This window comes from Streptomyces sp. Y309 (assembly GCF_056712025.1).
The window spans coordinates 8,892,820-8,908,499 of record NZ_CM160048.1 but is presented as its reverse complement, the minus strand read 5'-3'; the positions used below and the strand labels follow the sequence as shown (position 1 = coordinate 8,908,499).

14 protein-coding genes are annotated in these 15,680 nt (G+C 71.4%); 5 read left to right on the top strand and 9 right to left on the bottom strand.

Annotated elements, in window-relative coordinates:
* Positions 1-37: 37 nt before the first annotated feature.
* Positions 38-928, bottom strand: coding sequence for a serine hydrolase domain-containing protein (locus AC0KTA_RS37520; protein WP_481056697.1), 891 nt, complete (start codon positions 926-928; stop codon positions 38-40).
* Here AC0KTA_RS37520 and AC0KTA_RS37515 point away from each other — a divergent pair.
* Both AC0KTA_RS37515 and AC0KTA_RS37510 read left to right on the top strand, forming a co-directional pair.
* On the top strand, positions 904-1,290 hold the full coding sequence (locus tag AC0KTA_RS37515; protein WP_481056696.1) for a TetR family transcriptional regulator C-terminal domain-containing protein: 387 nt from the start codon (positions 904-906) through the stop codon (positions 1,288-1,290). The two genes, AC0KTA_RS37520 and AC0KTA_RS37515, sit on opposite strands and share 25 nt — an antisense overlap.
* 139 nt (positions 1,291-1,429) lie before the next feature.
* The gene (locus AC0KTA_RS37510) at positions 1,430-2,731 is read left to right on the top strand and encodes an alpha/beta hydrolase family protein (RefSeq protein WP_481052660.1); all 1,302 of its coding nucleotides are present in this window, start codon (positions 1,430-1,432) and stop codon (positions 2,729-2,731) included.
* A gap of 14 nt (positions 2,732-2,745) precedes the next feature.
* Here the strand turns inward: AC0KTA_RS37510 and AC0KTA_RS37505 are convergent, their stop codons facing one another.
* Positions 2,746-3,975 carry an FAD-dependent monooxygenase gene (locus AC0KTA_RS37505; protein ID WP_481052659.1) on the bottom strand — a complete coding sequence of 410 codons (1,230 nt, stop codon included), beginning with the start codon at positions 3,973-3,975 and terminating at the stop codon, positions 2,746-2,748.
* A 315-nt stretch (positions 3,976-4,290) separates the two neighbouring features.
* On the opposite strand from AC0KTA_RS37505, the gene AC0KTA_RS37500 reads away from it, so the two are divergent.
* A complete protein-coding gene (locus AC0KTA_RS37500; protein ID WP_481052658.1) occupies positions 4,291-5,682 on the top strand; it encodes an NADP-dependent succinic semialdehyde dehydrogenase in 1,392 nt (463 codons plus the stop codon).
* A gap of 28 nt (positions 5,683-5,710) precedes the next feature.
* The gene (locus tag AC0KTA_RS37495; protein ID WP_481052657.1) at positions 5,711-6,742 is read left to right on the top strand and encodes a PHP domain-containing protein; all 1,032 of its coding nucleotides are present in this window, start codon (positions 5,711-5,713) and stop codon (positions 6,740-6,742) included.
* 170 nt (positions 6,743-6,912) lie between these two features.
* Here AC0KTA_RS37495 and AC0KTA_RS37490 read toward each other — a convergent pair whose 3' ends face one another.
* From AC0KTA_RS37490 to AC0KTA_RS37465, 6 genes are all read right to left on the bottom strand, one after another.
* Positions 6,913-7,977, bottom strand: coding sequence for a S1 family peptidase (locus AC0KTA_RS37490; RefSeq protein WP_481052656.1), 1,065 nt, complete (start codon positions 7,975-7,977; stop codon positions 6,913-6,915).
* Between the two features lie 191 nt (positions 7,978-8,168).
* On the bottom strand, positions 8,169-9,794 hold the full coding sequence (locus AC0KTA_RS37485; RefSeq protein WP_481052655.1) for an amidase: 1,626 nt from the start codon (positions 9,792-9,794) through the stop codon (positions 8,169-8,171).
* 176 nt (positions 9,795-9,970) lie between these two features.
* The gene (locus AC0KTA_RS37480; RefSeq protein WP_481052654.1) at positions 9,971-10,387 is read right to left on the bottom strand and encodes a CBS domain-containing protein; all 417 of its coding nucleotides are present in this window, start codon (positions 10,385-10,387) and stop codon (positions 9,971-9,973) included.
* Between the two features lie 231 nt (positions 10,388-10,618).
* Entirely contained in the window at positions 10,619-10,774 is a 156-nt protein-coding gene (locus AC0KTA_RS37475; RefSeq protein ID WP_481052653.1) for a hypothetical protein, read from the bottom strand.
* Positions 10,775-10,901: 127 nt separating this feature from the next.
* Complete coding sequence (locus AC0KTA_RS37470) at positions 10,902-11,528, bottom strand: LysE family translocator (protein ID WP_481052652.1); 627 nt, start codon at positions 11,526-11,528, stop codon at positions 10,902-10,904.
* A 25-nt stretch (positions 11,529-11,553) separates the two neighbouring features.
* Complete coding sequence (locus AC0KTA_RS37465; RefSeq protein WP_481052651.1) at positions 11,554-12,753, bottom strand: cytochrome P450 family protein; 1,200 nt, start codon at positions 12,751-12,753, stop codon at positions 11,554-11,556.
* A gap of 277 nt (positions 12,754-13,030) precedes the next feature.
* Here AC0KTA_RS37465 and AC0KTA_RS37460 point away from each other — a divergent pair, with 277 nt between their 5' ends.
* Entirely contained in the window at positions 13,031-14,308 is a 1,278-nt protein-coding gene (locus AC0KTA_RS37460; protein ID WP_481052650.1) for a serine hydrolase domain-containing protein, read from the top strand.
* Between the two features lie 93 nt (positions 14,309-14,401).
* On the opposite strand, the gene AC0KTA_RS37455 is transcribed toward AC0KTA_RS37460, so the two are convergent.
* A complete protein-coding gene (locus AC0KTA_RS37455) occupies positions 14,402-15,571 on the bottom strand; it encodes a serine hydrolase domain-containing protein (protein ID WP_481052649.1) in 1,170 nt (389 codons plus the stop codon).
* Between the last annotated feature and the right edge of the window lie 109 nt (positions 15,572-15,680).

Genomic DNA, 15,680 nt, shown 5'->3' with positions numbered 1-15,680 from the left:
CATATCCGGGGCGCGTCGGGGAGAGATGGGGGACGTCTCAGGGTCGCCTCAGGGTCGGACGCCTCAGGGTGCCCCTCACCGCCCGCAGCGCGCGGACGGTGACGGCGGCACGCAGCACCGCGAGCGCACACCCCAATGCAGTGATCGCGAGCAGGATGCCGTAGATGTTCTGCTGCACGACGACGGCGAGCCGCTTCTCGGGAGCGAGTGCGACGACGGCTTGGTAGGCGGGCGTCGCACCGCCGTGCCAGACGGCGCGGATGCCCAGGTCGTCGAAGGAGTCGTCGCGCCAGCCCAGCCCGTACCGCTGAGAGCCGCGGACCGGCACGGCTCCGGTGTGCACCCGACGGATCGCCTTCCGGGACAGCACGCCCTGTTTCGCGCCCAGTTGGACGGCGGCGAAGCGGCTCATGTCCTCCAGGGACGCGCCCAGGTAGCCGTAGGAGACACCGGATGTGTCGAACGCGGGACCGTAGCGCTGGGGCCGGCCGAAGTAGTAGCGGTGGCCGGGGGACAGGCCGCGGCGTCCGGCGGTGGCGGCGTCGGTGATCGTGCCCTTCATGCCGAGGGGGCGCAGGATCTCCCGCGTCAGGTGATCGCCGAACGCGCGCCTGGTGACCTTCTCGACCACGGCGCCCAGCAGCATGAAGTTGGCGGCGCTGTACCGGTGCCGCTCCCCCGGCACCCCGCTCAGGGGAACCCCGGCCAGGCTGCGCGCCCTGCGCTGGACGCCGCCCGGCTCGTTGTCGCCCCTGTCGGACCGCTCGAGCCCCTCGCGTTCGGAGATGCCGCTGGTCTGGTTGAGCAGGTGGCGTACGGTGATGCGCTCGCCGCCCTCCCCCGACGGCCGGAACCACGGCAGGTACGTGCGTACGGTCTCGTCGAGGCGGACTCTGCCCTCACATCGTCCTCGACGCGCTGCGCGAATCCCTGCCCCTGGACGACGAGCGCCGCCAGGAGTGGCGGGTGGCGCTCGCCTTCACCGGGCGCGCGGCCGACGACCCGCGCCTGGCCGAGATGAAGGTGGCCGCCCTGCGCCGCCGCCGCGCGCGGATCGCCGAGGCGGTCACCAACGCCAAGGAGTGCGGCGAGGTACCGGAGACCACGGACGCGGACACCGAAGCGGCGCGCATCGCCGCGTACGCCGAAGGCCTCGTCGGCCACGTCTTCGCCGACCCGGCGGGGATGCCGCCCGCCGCCGCGGTGGCCGCTCTCGGGGACCATCTGGCCTCGCTGTTCACGGGCGAGTGCCGGCTCCGCGGCCGCGCCCCGGGCGAGCGCCCGGCTTAGGGGCCCGAGTCGCCCGGCACGGCCGGGCGGCGCGGGCCGCTGTCACCCAGGGCAGTCACCCCACAGGTGCAACACCAGTCGCCAGATGTCACCCCAGGGCCGACGCCCTGCGTGGCGTCGGCCTCATAGCGTGCGGAGCGTGCAAGCGTCCCGGCACGCCGCGTCCGCCGTGCCGAACCGCCGACAGAAAGCGATGACCAACATGAAGGCCAGGCAGCGCGCGTCCCTCGCCAGTGCGGTATCCGTCGTGGCACTGCTCGTCTCCGTCGGAGACGTCACCGTTGGCGGCGTCCATGTCGGGGGCGGCGGTGCGACCGCCCGCGCCGACACCGCCTCACCCACGCCGCCGGAGCGGACCGCGCCGACCTTGCCCGCGCCCACCGGGAACCGGCCGGTGGGACTGACGACCCTGCACCTGAAGGACGAGGACCGCGCTGACCCCTGGGTGCCCAAGGAGCGGCGGGAGCTGATGGTGTCCCTCTGGTACCCGGCGAGGAAGCCCTCGCACACTCCGGCGCCGTACATGACCGCGGAGGAGTCCAAGCGGTACATGACGGCCAATGAAGTGCCCGTGCCACCCGCCGTGTTGAGCGAAGTGGTCACCCACGCGACGGTGGGCGCCAAGCCGGTCTCCGTGCCCGGCGGGCTGCCGCTGGTCGTGCTCTCGCCCGGCTTCGGCATGCCGCGCGCCACGCTGACCGGGCTCGCCGAGGAACTCGCCAGTCACGGCTACGCCGTGGCCGCCATCGGGCACAACTACGAAGCCGACGGCATCTCCTTCCCCGACGGGCACACCACGTCCTGCGTGGCATGCGAGGACAGGGACTACCCCAAGGTCGGAGCCGTCCGCGCCGAAGACGTCACCTTCGTACTCGACGAACTCACGGGCACGACCGGGACCAAGGCTCCACTCAAGTCCTCAGCCAAGGCCCCACTCAGGGGCCTGCCTTGGAAGGGCCGCGGCACACCGATCGACACCCGCCGCATCGCCATGGTCGGCCACTCGGCCGGCGGCTTCAGTACGATCCCCGCCCTGCTGCGCGACAAGCGGATCAAGGCCGCCGTCAACATGGACGGCAACTTCCACTACCCCAACGACACCCCCGTCGACCGGCCGCTGCTGATGCTGGGCAAGCCCGGTCACGTACCCGGCGGGCCGGACGGGACCTGGGACGAGACCTGGACCGAACTGACGGGCTGGAAGCGCTGGTTGACCGTCGACAGCATCGAGCACAACTCCGTGACCGACCTGGCACCGCTGGCCAAGCAGCTCGGCGTCCCGCTGCAGGACCTCGACGGCGACCGTAGCGACGCGATCGTCCGCGCCTACGTCACGGCGTTCGTCGACACACACCTGCGGGGCCGGGAGTCGCCGCTCCTGGAGAGGCCGTCGGCACGGTACCCGGAGGTGCGCTTCCACCGCCCCGAGGGCACCGACTGACCAACTCCTCCCCCCTACCGAGGAGCCAGCGCCCGGGCGTGGGCGGCCCGCGCGACCTTCGGGCCCAGCCAGCGCTTGAGGCGGCGCAGGGCATGGAGGCGGCCGACGGCCTTGTCGAGGCCGTAGTAGAGGTGGGGCGGGACGTGCGGCAGCAGGGGTGAGTGGCGCTGGCCGAGGAGGGCGAACATGCGGTGCGGGGGGAGGTGGATGTAGCGGGGCAGGTGCTCGTACCACTGGGCGCTGTAGCGGGCCGCGCTCTGGATCGACAGGAGGGCGGACTTCCGCTCCTCCTCGTAGGCGGCGAGCGCGCGCGGCAGTGCCGTGTGCTCGCGCAACGCACCGGCGAGCGCGATGGCATCCTCCAGAGCGAGGGTCGTGCCGGCGCCGATCGAGTAGTGCGTGGTGTGGGCGGCGTCGCCGAGCAGGACGACGTTGTCGCAGTACCAGCGCTGGTTGGTGAGGGTGCGGAAGGTCAGCCACTGCGGTCTGCCGTCGCCGGCGGAGCGGCCGATGAGGCGGTGGCCGTCGAGCAGGTCGGCGAAGAGCTTCTCCAGCAGGGCGAGCCCGTCAGCCTCGTCGGCGCGGTCGAGCCCGAGGCCGGACCACGTCTCGGGCGCGCACTCGATCACGCACGTGCTGCCCTCGGCGCCGTAGCCGTACGCGTAGCACCAGATCCAGCCGTGCTCGGTCTCCACGAAGGAGAAGGTGAAGGCGTCGAAGACCTTCGTGGTGCCGAGCCAGGTGTAGTGGTTGCGCCCGGCCTTGACGTCGGTGCCGAAGTGGTCGGCGTCGCGGGTGCGCAGGCTGCTGTGCAGGCCGTCGCCCGCCACCACCAGGTCGGCGTCACGGGGCAGCTCGCCCGGGGCCATCTCGTGGGCGAACTCCAGCCGTACGCCGAGGGCCCTGGCCCGGGCCGCGAGGATCTTCAGGAGCCGGTGGCGGCCGATGCCGAACCCCTCGTCCCCTTGGTGACGTGTCGTCAGGTCCCGTACGCCGTCCCGCACATGGGCGACGCCGTCGCGCCAGCGGACCGAGTGCTCCTCGACCGCGCGCGCCGACTCGGGGTCGTGCGCGTGCAGCTTGTCGAGCAGCCCGCGCCAGTACGTGACGCCCCAGCCGTAGGTCGAGCCCTCGGGATTGCGTTCGTACACGGTGATCTCGGTGGACGGGTCCTGCCGCTTCAGCAGGATGGAGAGATACAGGCCGGCGGGCCCGCCTCCGACGCAGACGACCTTCACGCACACCTCTACACGGTCTACTTTGCTTCTGCACGTTGCATGTGTGGCACGCGTTGCACGGGTTGCACACGTGGTCCATGAATTGCCGAATCGCAAGGGACCGTAGCACTATAAGTGAGCTTTTTTCCTAAATGCCGGAATTAGGGCTTTCTACTGTCACCCCAGTGCGCCTCACCCGGTCGGGCGCACCTGATGCGCGCCGCGGCCCGGTATGGCCCGTCCGGTATGACCCCGCCCCCGCCGGGTACGCGGCAGTTTCCGCGTTGCGCCGCGGCGAGTGGCGCGACAAGGTCGATGGAGGCGTACAAGGAGGCCACTGGCATGCCCATCGCAACCGTGAATCCGGCGACCGGCGAGACCGAGCGGACCTTCGAGGCGCTCGGCGCCCAGGGGATCGAAGCGCGGCTGGCTCGCGCCACGGCGGCCTTCGAGCGCTACCGCGGCACGCCCTTCGCCCAGCGCGCCGTCCTGCTGCGCCGGGCGGCCGATCTCCTCGACGAGGACGCCGCCGACGTCGCGCGCACCATCACCACCGAGATGGGCAAGCCGCTCGCGGCCGCCCGCGCGGAGGCCGGCAAGTGCGCCAAGACGATGCGCTGGTACGCCGGCCACGCCGAGGGGCTGCTCGCCGACGAGCGGCCCGACGACGGCGACGTACGCGACTCCGGTGCGAGCCGTGTCTTCGTCCGCTACCGCCCGGTCGGCGTCGTGCTCGCCGTGATGCCGTGGAACTTCCCGCTCTGGCAGGTGGTGCGGTTCGCCGCGCCCGCCCTGATGGCGGGCAATGTCGGACTGCTCAAGCACGCGTCGAACGTGCCGCAGACCGCCCTGTACCTGGAGGACCTCTTCCGGCGCGCGGGTTTCGACGAGGGCTGTTTCCAGACGCTGCTTGTCGGCTCCGGCGCCGTCGAGGGCATCCTGCGTGACCCGCGGGTCGCCGCCGCCACGCTCACCGGCAGCGAGGGCGCGGGCCGATCGGTGGCCGCGATCGCGGGTGACGAGGTGAAGAAGACCGTCCTGGAGCTGGGCGGCAGCGACCCCTTCGTGGTGATGCCGTCGGCCGACGTGGAGGCCGCGGCGCGCACCGCCGTCACGGCGCGGGTGCAGAACGCGGGCCAGTCCTGCATCGCCGCCAAGCGGTTCATCGTGCACGGCGAGGTGTACGACGCCTTCCTGCAGCGGTTCGCCGCGGGCATGCGGGAACTGACCGTCGGCGATCCGATGGACGAGGGCACGGATGTGGGCCCGCTCTCCAGCGAGCAGGGCCGCGCGGACCTGGAGGAGCTCGTCGACGACGCCGTACGCCGCGGCGCGACCACCGTGTGCGGCGGGCAGCGGCCCAAGGGTCTCGAGCGGGGCTTCTACTACGAGCCGACCGTCCTGACCGGCATCACCCGCGACATGCGCATCCACCAAGAAGAGGCCTTCGGCCCGGTGGCCACGGTCTACCGGGTGGCGGATCTGGACGAGGCGATCGCGGTCGCCAACGACACGTCGTTCGGGCTGAGTTCCAACGCGTGGACCACGGACGCGGCCGAGCAGCAGCGTTTCGTACGTGATCTGCAGGCGGGCGGCGTCTACTTCAACGGGATGACCGCCTCGCATCCGGCGTTCCCCTTCGGCGGCGTCAAGCGCTCCGGGTACGGCCGCGAACTGTCCGGGCACGGCATCAAGGAGTTCTGCAACGCGACCACCGTGTGGCACGGCGCGTGAATCTGCCCGGGTGCGGAAGGTGGCAGGCATGGAGCCCGTCGAGGCGCTGAACCGCATCGCCTTCCTGCTGGAGCGCGCCCAGGAGCCCACGTATCGGGTGCGGGCCTTCCGTACCGCCGCGGCCGCCGTCGCCGCGCTGTCCCCGGACGAGCTGACCGAGCGGGTGCGGACGGGCACCCTTGAGGCAATCAAGGGCATCGGGCCCAAGACGGGGCAGGTGGTGCGCGAGGCGCTCGGCGGTGAAGTGCCCGCCTATCTCGTCCACTTGGAGGAGGAGTACCGGGACCCCCTGGTGTCCGGCGGCGCCCGGCTGCGCTCCCTGCTGCGCGGGGACTGCCATCTGCACTCCGACTGGTCCGACGGCGGCAGCCCCATCGAGGAGATGGGCCGGGCAGCCGCCGCGCTCGGCCACGAGTGGGCCGTGCTCACCGATCACTCGCCCCGGCTGACGATCGCCCGTGGACTCTCGCCGGACCGGCTGCGTGCACAGCTGCGCGTGGTGGCCGAACTCAACGAGATCTGGGCGCCGTTCCGAATGCTCACCGGCATCGAGTGCGACATCCTGCCGGACGGCGACCTCGACCAGGAGCCCGAGCTCCTGGCCCAACTCGACGTCGTGGTGGTCTCGGTGCACTCCAAGCTGCGCATGGACGCGCCCGCGATGACGCGCCGCATGGTCGAGGCCGTACGCAACCCGCACGCCGACATCCTCGGCCACTGCACCGGCCGCCTCATCGGCGGGCGCGGCGGGCAGGGCCGACCCGAGTCCGCCTTCGACGCCGACGCGGTCTTCGCCGCCTGCGCCGAATCCGGCACCGCCGTGGAGATCAACTGCAGACCCGAGCGCAAGGACCCGCCACGCCGCCTGCTGCGCCGCGCCGTCGAGGCGGGCGCCCTCTTCTCGGTCGACACCGACGCCCACGCGCCCGGCCAGCTCGACTGGCAGATCATCGGCTGCGATCGCGCCGAGGAGTGCGGCGTGCCCGTCGAGCGTGTGGTCACCGCATGGAGTGCCGACGAACTGCTCGCCTGGACGGGTCGGTCGGGGGCGAGCGCGTAGTTCCGGGCGCCGTGACGGGGTGGCTCCGTGCCGCCCTGGCTCCGTAAGTCGGCGGGCGGGCCCGGAACCGCGTGGGTTCCGGGCCCGCCCTGGGCCTGTCCGGCCGCACGCATGCCCCGGACGAGGCCCACTGCCGTGCCGCTGGTCGGTTCAGCCGACGCCGTACGCGGTCAGTACACGCTGACTCCGTACGCGGCCAGCGCCTCCCGTACCGGCTGGTGGATGGCGGAGCCGTTGGTGCCCGTGCAGCCGGAGCTGCCGGAGTGGATGCCGAGGGCGACCGTGCCGGCGAAGTGGGCGCCGCCGCTGTCGCCGCCCGCGGAGCAGGCGGTGGTGCGGACCATGCCGTGGACGGGGCCGTTGCTGTAGTTGACGGTGACGTTGACGGCGGTCACCGAGCCGTTGGTTACCTTGGTGGTGGAGCCGCTCTTCTTGATCGCCTGGCCCACGACGGCGTCGGCGGCGGACGAGATCTCCTGGTAACTGCCGTTGTAGAGGTTGACGTTACCGGCGGGCGACGAGCCGTTGGTGTAGCGCACGATGCCGTAGTCGTTGGTCGGGAAGCTGGTTCCCTCGCGCACGCCGATGGCCGCGCCGCCGGACGTGGCGGACCAGTTGGCGCTGATGTTGGTGCAGTGCCCGGCCGTGACGAAGTACTTGGTGGTGCCCTTGGACACGTTGAAGGCGGCCGAGCAGCGTGAGCCGCCGCCGTAGATGGCGTCGCCGCCCGCGACTTCGCGCTTGAAGGTGCCGGGCACGCGGCTGACGCGTACGGCGCCGTCGAGCGAGTCGGCGACGGCGCGCAGCCGGGCGAGTTCACGGGCCGAGACCGACTGGTCGGCCTGCACGGCTATCTGGTTGGTCCGGGGGTCGACGCCCCAGGAGGTGCCGGTTATCTTCGCGCGGGACTCCAACGCGTCCATGGCGGCGTCCAGTTGGGCCGCGCTGCGCTGCACCCGCTTAGGGGTGGCGCCGGTGGCGCGGACGCGTTCGGCGGCGGAGTCGCTGGTGACGGTGACGACCAGCTTTCCGGTCTTCCGGTCGAGGTAGGTGCCGGCGCTGTCGCCGCCCAGCTGCCGCTCGACCGATGCGTTCAGGGCGTTGACGCGGGACGGCGAGGAGGAGGGGGAGGCGGCCGGTTCGCTCTGCGCGCCGGCGGGGGTGACGCCGAGGGCGAGGGATCCGGTGACGAGGAGGGCGGACAGGCCCAGACGCGCACAGGTCGTGCGTCTCATGTGGGGGGCTCCTTTGACGGTGACGTGTGACGTACCGCAGTACGTGTGGGACGTACCGAGCAGGAACGTGGCATGGGCGCGTCAATCGCGCAAGGGTCTGGACCTGTACCGTCCGGATCGTCCCGATCATCCCGGCGACGAGGGTGTCATCCAGGGGATGTTCGCGTTCACCGGGATGTACGGGACGACGGTCACGGGGATGTACGGGGCGACCCCACCGTCGGCAGATAGCGCGGGGCCCGCCAAGCCTGCAGCCGGTGCTCCACCGCCGCCCCCAGCGACAGCAGCTTGCCGTCCTCGTGGTTGCCCGCCATCAGGAGCAGTCCGACCGGCAGTTCGCCCACGGACCCGGCGGGCACCGAGAGGGACGGGTAGCCGGAGACGGCCGCGGGGGTGGAGGACGGGATGACGTCGTTGTCGCCGCGCGCGCAGTCGGTCGTCCAGGCGGGCGGGTTCGTGGGCGCGGCGATGGCGTCGAGACGATGGGCGGCCATGGTCTCGTCGAGGGAACGCCGGGAGAGGTCCTTCAACTCGGCACGCATGGCACGGTACTTCGGGTCGGTGGTGGGCGGCGCGGCGAGGGCCTGCTCGAACAGTTCCTGACCGGCGAAACAGGTCTGTTCCGCGGGGTGGGTGCGGTTGAACTCGATCAGCTCGGCGAGGTTCCGGGGCCCTTCGCGCGTGCCGAGGTAGGCGTCGATGTCCCGGTGGAACTCGCTCAGCAGCGCCGGGAATTCGAGCTCGGCGAGCCGCTCCTGGTACGGCGGCGTCACCTCGACGACCACGGCTCCGGCCTTGCGCAGCTTCTTCGTCGTACGGGTCATCAGCGCGTCGACCTCCGGGCCGAGCGAGGGCAGCCGCCACAGGCCGATCCGCTTGCCGCGCAGTCCGGTGCCGTGGCCTTGGAGGTCCGGGAGATCGCGAAGGCCGCCCGCGCGGGCGCTGTTGCCACGCGTGCTCTCGCCGCCGCTGAGCACCGAAAGCGTGAGCGCGGTGTCGATCACGTTGCGCGCCATGGGCCCGGCGGTGTCCTGTTCGGCGGAGATCGGTACGACTCCCGCCTGGCTGACCAGGCCGAGGCTGGGCTTGTGGCCGACCACGCCGTTCATCCCGGCCGGGCACACGATGGAGCCGTCCGTCTCGGTGCCGATCGCCACCTGCGCCAACGACGCGGCGAGCGCGGCGCCCGAGCCGGAGGAGGAGCCGCAGGGATTCCGGTCGAGGACGTACGGGTTGTTGGTCTGCCCGCCCACCGCGGACCACCCCGACGTCGGCTTTGCCGCACGGAAGTTGGCCCACTCGGACAGGTTGGTCTTGCCGAGGATGACCGCACCCGCCTTCCGCAGCCGGGTCACCAGCGCGGCGTCGGTGTCGGGCGGGCTCCCGGCGAGCGCGAGCGACCCGGCTGTCGTCGGCATGTCACGGGTGTTCACGTTGTCCTTGAGCAGGACGGGGATGCCGTCCAGCGGTCCGAGGGTGTCGCCGCGCCGGTGCCTGGCGTCGCTGGCGGCCGCCTGGCGCAGGGCCGTCGGACTGGTGCGAAGGACCGAGTGGATCTTGGGGTCGATGTTCTTGATCCGCCGCAGGTAGGCCCGGGTCAGCGCCGACGAGGTCAGTGAACCGTCCGCCATGCGGGCCTGTAGCTCGGGGATCGTCACCGTGTCGAGGTCGACCCCCGGCGCCGGAGGCGACCCGGCCGGTGGCGACGACCTGTCGCTGCCGCGCTCGGCGGCTTGCGCGCCCGGGTGCGGCACGCCCGTCAGAAGGGACCCCGCGACGAGGGCGGCGGTCAGTGTGGCGATGCTCTTCTTCCCCATGCGGGTCAGCGGACTACATGGGCAGCGCCTGACGCAAGGGGGCCGGGCCGGACACGCGGGTGCCCCTCGGCTCGGCGGGCATCCCTCACCTCAGCGGTCTCCGGCGGCACTTACTCGTACCCCCGATCCGCCACTTACTCGTACCGTCGGTCAGCGAACCCGGGAAGGGTCAGTGGTCAGTCCGTGGACAGGGCCTCGATGAGCTGTCCGGCCTTGGGATCGCTCAGGGCGCGAGCGGCGTCGGCGAGCGAGACCATGCCCACCAGGCGTCGGCCGTCGATGACGGGCAGCCGGCGGACCTTGTGCGAGGCCATGGTGGAGAAGATCTCCTCGGCACCGTCGTCCGCCCCGATGGTGACGGCCTCGCCCTGCGCGAGGGATCCGACGGTGACGGCGGCGGGATCCTTCCCCTGGCCCAGGACCTTCACGACGATGTCCCGGTCGGTGATCACTCCCTTGAGCCGGTCGTCGGTGCCGCAGATGGGCAGCGCACCGACGTCGAGCCGGGTCATCTTCCGGGCGGCGTCCAGGACGGATTCCTCCGCTCCGGCACACTCGGCACCCGCGGTCATGATGTCGCGTGCGGTGGTCATGAACGATTCCCTTCTCGCGGCACGTGAGCCGGGGTTCGCCTCACGTGAGGTACGTCTGCGGTGTGCGGCCTCGGGCCACGGCCCGGGTGCCCACGTCCGGTACGCCATAACGCGCGGCCGCCCGGTCACTGCGTACGCCGAGGCCGCGTGACGCGCCCGTGGCGACCGCGGAGCACCCCGTCCGGGAGTGCCTCGGGTCGCCACGGCGAATCATTCGCCACGCGCAACGCGCTACCAGTAGTGCCGCCGACCGCGGAACGCGTGCCCCAGGCCGCCCAAGGCCCACAGCACGACGCCGACCGCAACGAGGACGATCCCGATGGTCCACAGAATGTTGATGCCGACCACCATGCCGATGACGAGCAGGACTACGCCAAGAATGATCATGACGCCTCCGATCACGGAAGGCCCCTGGTCAAGTGTCCTCCCGCTCGTGTTCGCCGCGCAAACATCCTGGAGCGCACATCACGCCGGGTGGGAACACGTCACGGACGGTGAGCCCGAGGTGCCGACGCTACCCGGCTGTCGCGGTGCGAACTCCCAGGGCGATCAGCACAGCTCCCGCCAGCCGGCTGATCCCCCGCCGGAACCCGGCGGTGTCGAGCACCTGGCGCGCCGCGGCCACCACGCACGTCCAGAACAGCAGCCACACGAGGACGATGACCACATGCGCGACCGCGAGCGTCACGATCTGGGGTGCGACCGGTCGCTTCGGGGCGAGGAAGTGCGGCACGAGCGTGAGATAGACCGACGAGGCCTTCGGGTTGAGGACGTTGGACCACAGGCCCTGTCCGAAACCTCCGAGCCGGGCCCACGGCAGGCGACGTCTCCCCCGGGCCGTCGGCTCGGGGCTTCGCCGCGCCGAGCGCCATGTCGTGACACCCAACCAGATCAGATAGACGGCACCGAGGATCTTCACCACGGTCAACGCCCGGGCCGACGCCATCACCAAAGCCGAGAGACCGAGGACGGCGAACGTCGCGTGCACCAGCAGGCCGCACACCGTGCCAAACGTGACGAGCGCGCCGTCCCGTCGCGAACCGGCGATCACCTTCTGCGTGACGAGGGTGAAGCTGGTTCCGGGAATCAGCGTGAGAGGGATGACCGCGAGCGTGAATCCGAGCACCTGCTGCCACAGCACACCGCGAGCCTAGGACACCTGGGTCTCACGGCGTCAGGCGCACCGGCAGTGCCGCCACGCTGTTGCCCACGAAGCTTGCCAGGCGGGGCAGTTCGCTGTCGGGGGCGGCGAGGTCGAGGGCGGGGAAGCGGGTGAAAAGCCGTTCCAGGGCGATCGTCGCCTCCATGCGGGCCAGCGGTGCGCCCAGGCAGTAGTGGGCGCCGTGGCCCAGGGAGAGGTGGCGGGCGGGGCGGGTGATGTCGAAGAGGGCGGCGTCGGGGCCGTACGCCGCCGGGTCGCGGCCGGCCGCGGAGTAACCGGCCAGAACCGGTGTCCCCTTGGGGATCGGCGTCCCGTCCAGGGTGAGGTCGCGGGTCGGGTAGCGGAACGGGAAGAAGCTGACGGGGCGGTCCCAGCGCAGGGTCTCCTCCACCACGTCCGGCCAGCCGGCCCTGCCGGAGCGCACGAGGTCGAGCTGGTCGCGGTACGCGCACAGCGCGCGGACCGCGTTGGTGATCAGGTTCAGCGTGGTCTCGTGACCGGCGATGATCAGCAACAGCAGGGTGCCGATCAGCTCCTGTGGGCCGAGCCGGTCGCCGTTCTCCATGCGGGCCGCGATCAGTGCGCTGGTCAGGTCGTCACCGGGCTTCTCGGCCCGGGTGGCGGCCACGGCGGCGAGCATCTCGGTCAGCTCCCGGTTGGCGGCGATCGCCTCCTCGGGCCCGATGGACGTACTCACCACCCGGTTGGACAGCTGGTGCAGGCGGTCCCGGTGCGCCGCGTCGACCCCGAGCAGTTCGCCGATCACGCCCATGGGCAGCGGGAGCGCGAAGTGGGTGCGCAGGTCGGCGATTCCGTCGCCCGCCGCTGCCGCCTCGGCGAGGTCGTCGAGGAGTTCGGCGGTCAGCGTCTCGATCCGCGGGCGCAGCGCCTCCACCCGGCGCAGGGAGAACGCCTTGCTCACCAGCGACCGCAGTCGCCGGTGGTCGTCACCGTCGGCGGTCGTCATCCCTCGTACGGTGGCGAAGGTCCGCAGCGGCCAGCCGTCGGGTATGCGGCCCTCCCGCAGCGCGGTGAAGTGCTGGGCCCCCTTGGCGACATCGGGGTGGGAGAGGAACTCCTTCAGGGCCTCGTGCCCGAGCACCGCCATGCCTCGCACCCCACCGGGGAGCACGACCTCGGCCACGGCGTTCTCCGCCAGCAGTCGGGCGTTGTCCGCGTGCGGGCAGCCCCCGGCCGGGTCCATCCGGTGCGGCGTACGGTGGCGTGCGCGTGAAGTGGTCAATGTGTCTCTCCCGGAGTGAGAGGGAGGAAGGTGAGAGGAAGGCCGGCAGTCAAAAGGCCGGCCGTCAATTGGTGCACTGCATCGCGGGGTGAGGCCCGCCATTCTCCCGCACCTGCCCGGTACCCCGACAGCTCGACGTGCCCCGGCCCCTCCCCGCGCGCCCGATACGATCACGTCCACACGGGCCCGGACCGGGGCCCGTTCCCTTTGAGGCACTGGCAAGTTGGGGGAATTCCCTATGGTGAGAACCAGGTTCGCGCGTTCGGCGACCGTGGTCGTGAGCAGTGTCGTGTTCGCCGCGGTGGGAGCGACGCACGCGGTGGCCGAGCCGGCGAAGGGCGCGGCGGCGGACCCCGCGGCCGTGCGCGCGGCGCTGGAGAAGACGGTCGCCGCGGGCGCGCCCGGTGCGTTCGCGGTGGTACGAGACCACGGCGGCAGCGGCCCCGGGGGCGACGCGAGCATCGCCGTGGGCAAGTCGGCCCTGGACGGCACGCCGATGAACGCCGGCTGGCGCTTCCGCGTCGGCAGCAACACCAAGATGTTCACTTCCGTCCTGGCGCTGCGCCTCGCGGAACAGGGGCGCATCGACCTGGACAAGCCGCTGCGCGACTACCTCCCGTCCGGCACCCTGCCGGAGGGCTGGGACATGACCGGCCGTCAGGTGCTCCAGCACCGCTCCGGTGTCTACGACCACACCAACGACCTCCTCGAGCAGCCCGGCGAAGAGACCACCAGCGCCTTCGAGAAGCGCATCCGCAACACCGTCTACACGCCCGCCGAGCTCGTGGCCCTGTCCGTCAAGCACGGCCCGCAGTTCACGCCCGGGTCCCGGTACGCGTACTCGAACACCAACTACGTCCTGCTGGGCATGGCCGTCGAGCACATCACCGGCAGCTCCTACGCCCAGGCGCTGCGCGCGCAGATCATCGAGCCGCTCGGCCTCGACGAGACCTCGTACGTGGTCCCCGACAAGACGATCGCCGGAGCGCACATCAACGGCTATCTCACGAACGACGACCGCACCAAGCCGCTCCTGGACTCCACCGAGCAGAACGGCTCCTGGGTGGGCAGCGCGGGCGCCGTCATCTCCTCCGCCGCCGACCTCGACCGCTTCCTCGCCGCGCTGCTGGCGGGCCGCTCCGGCGGGCTCGTCTCCGACGAGTCGCTGCGGCAGATGACGAGCGCGCTGCCCACGCCCACGGCGAAGGTCGCCTACGGGCTCGGGCTCCGCGAGATCACACTGTCCTGCGGCAAGGTCTACGGCCACGGCGGCATCGTGCAGGGCTACCAGACGCAGTCCTTCGCCACCCGCGACGGCAAGCGGACCGTCGTCGTCTTCGCCAACGCCTCCAACAACAGCGCGGTGACGCAGGGGCTGACCAACACCCTGGAACCCGCCTTCTGCGGTACGAAGCCCCCGGCCGCCACGAAGTCGCGGCGATCGGCCGACGCGGGCAACTCCCTGACCGAGTCAACCGTGCCGACGGTCCCCGTCGTCGACGACACCCGCGTCTAGGAACGGTCCGGCCGGGCGACCGGCCACGGCGCGAGGCCGGAACGAAGCCTGGAACTCAGGCACACGTTCCGGCCTCCGCCACGAACGCGGACTTCAGCGGCAGAAGGCCCTGTCCACGACGCGCTCGACCCGCTTCATGACGGCCGCATCGGTCGGCTGGGTCGTCACCGCGACGTTGACGGCACGGCCGTCGTCGGTGACGCCGCCGCGGGTCTCGTAGCCCGTGGTGCTGCCGCCGTGGCCCCAGTACACACCGTCGCACGACCGCAGCGGCGTGCTCACAAGACCCAGTCCATAGCGGGCGCCAGCGGCAAAGGGAGGGCCGGCCGGGACGGTGGTGCGCATCTGGGCGAGCTGGGCCGCCGGGAGGAGCCGGCCGGACAGGAGCGCGCCGAAGAACCGGTTGAGGTCGGAGTTGGTGGAGATCATCTGGCCTGCCGCCCAGCCCCAGGAGGGGTCGAACTCCGTGACGTCGAGCGGAGCGCCCGTCGCGTCCTTGTCGTAGCCCTTGGGGTGGGCTTCCCGGATGGTCGCGTCTCCGGGGGCGGGGAAGTAGGTGTGGCGCAGCCCGACGCGCTTGATGATGCGCCGGTCGATCTCCTTGGCGACGGAGTGTTGTGTGACCTTCTCGATGATCATGCCCGCCAGCACGTAGTTCGTGTTGCTGTACGCCCACTCCTTCCCGGGTTCGAAGTCCGCCTTGTGCTGGAGGGCCCGGTCGAGGAGCTCGTGGGGTGTGTAGTACCGGGGTTCGTCGTCGAGGTACTTGACGTAGTTGGGAAGTCCGCTGGTGTGCTGCAGGAGCTGACGGACCTTGATACGGCGGCCGTCGATGTCGTTCCCGCGGACGAGGCCCGGCAGATAGGTGTCGACCGAGGCGTCGAGGCGGATCTTCCCCTCGGCGACCAGTTGCAGCACGACCACCGCGGTGAACGTCTTGGTGTTGCTGCCGACCCGCACCTGACCGTCCCTGGGCACCTGCGCGCCGGTGGCCAGGTCGCCCACCCCCGCGGTGTAGGTACGGGTGCGGCCCGCACGGTCCTCGACGCTCGCCAGCGCGGCGGGCACGCCGTCGGCGCGTACCAGCGCGTTCAGGCCCTGCCGGACGGTGTCCGGCCGCTCGGCGGCGGACGCCGCGGGCGGCGCCAGGGCGCCCATCGTCATGACGCCCACGGCCACCGCGGCCGCGGCCGACGCGGCGCCGCGCCGGCCGACCCGCCGACGCCCGGAAGAATCCAACCTCTGCCATGCCTGCTCACGCACGAGCCAACTCCTACGGAAACATCCGGAATCCGGAATCAACGGAAACAATCAACGGAAAAACTGGGAAACCAGCGGCATTTGCCGAGCTCCAGCATTTCCGGATGCGACC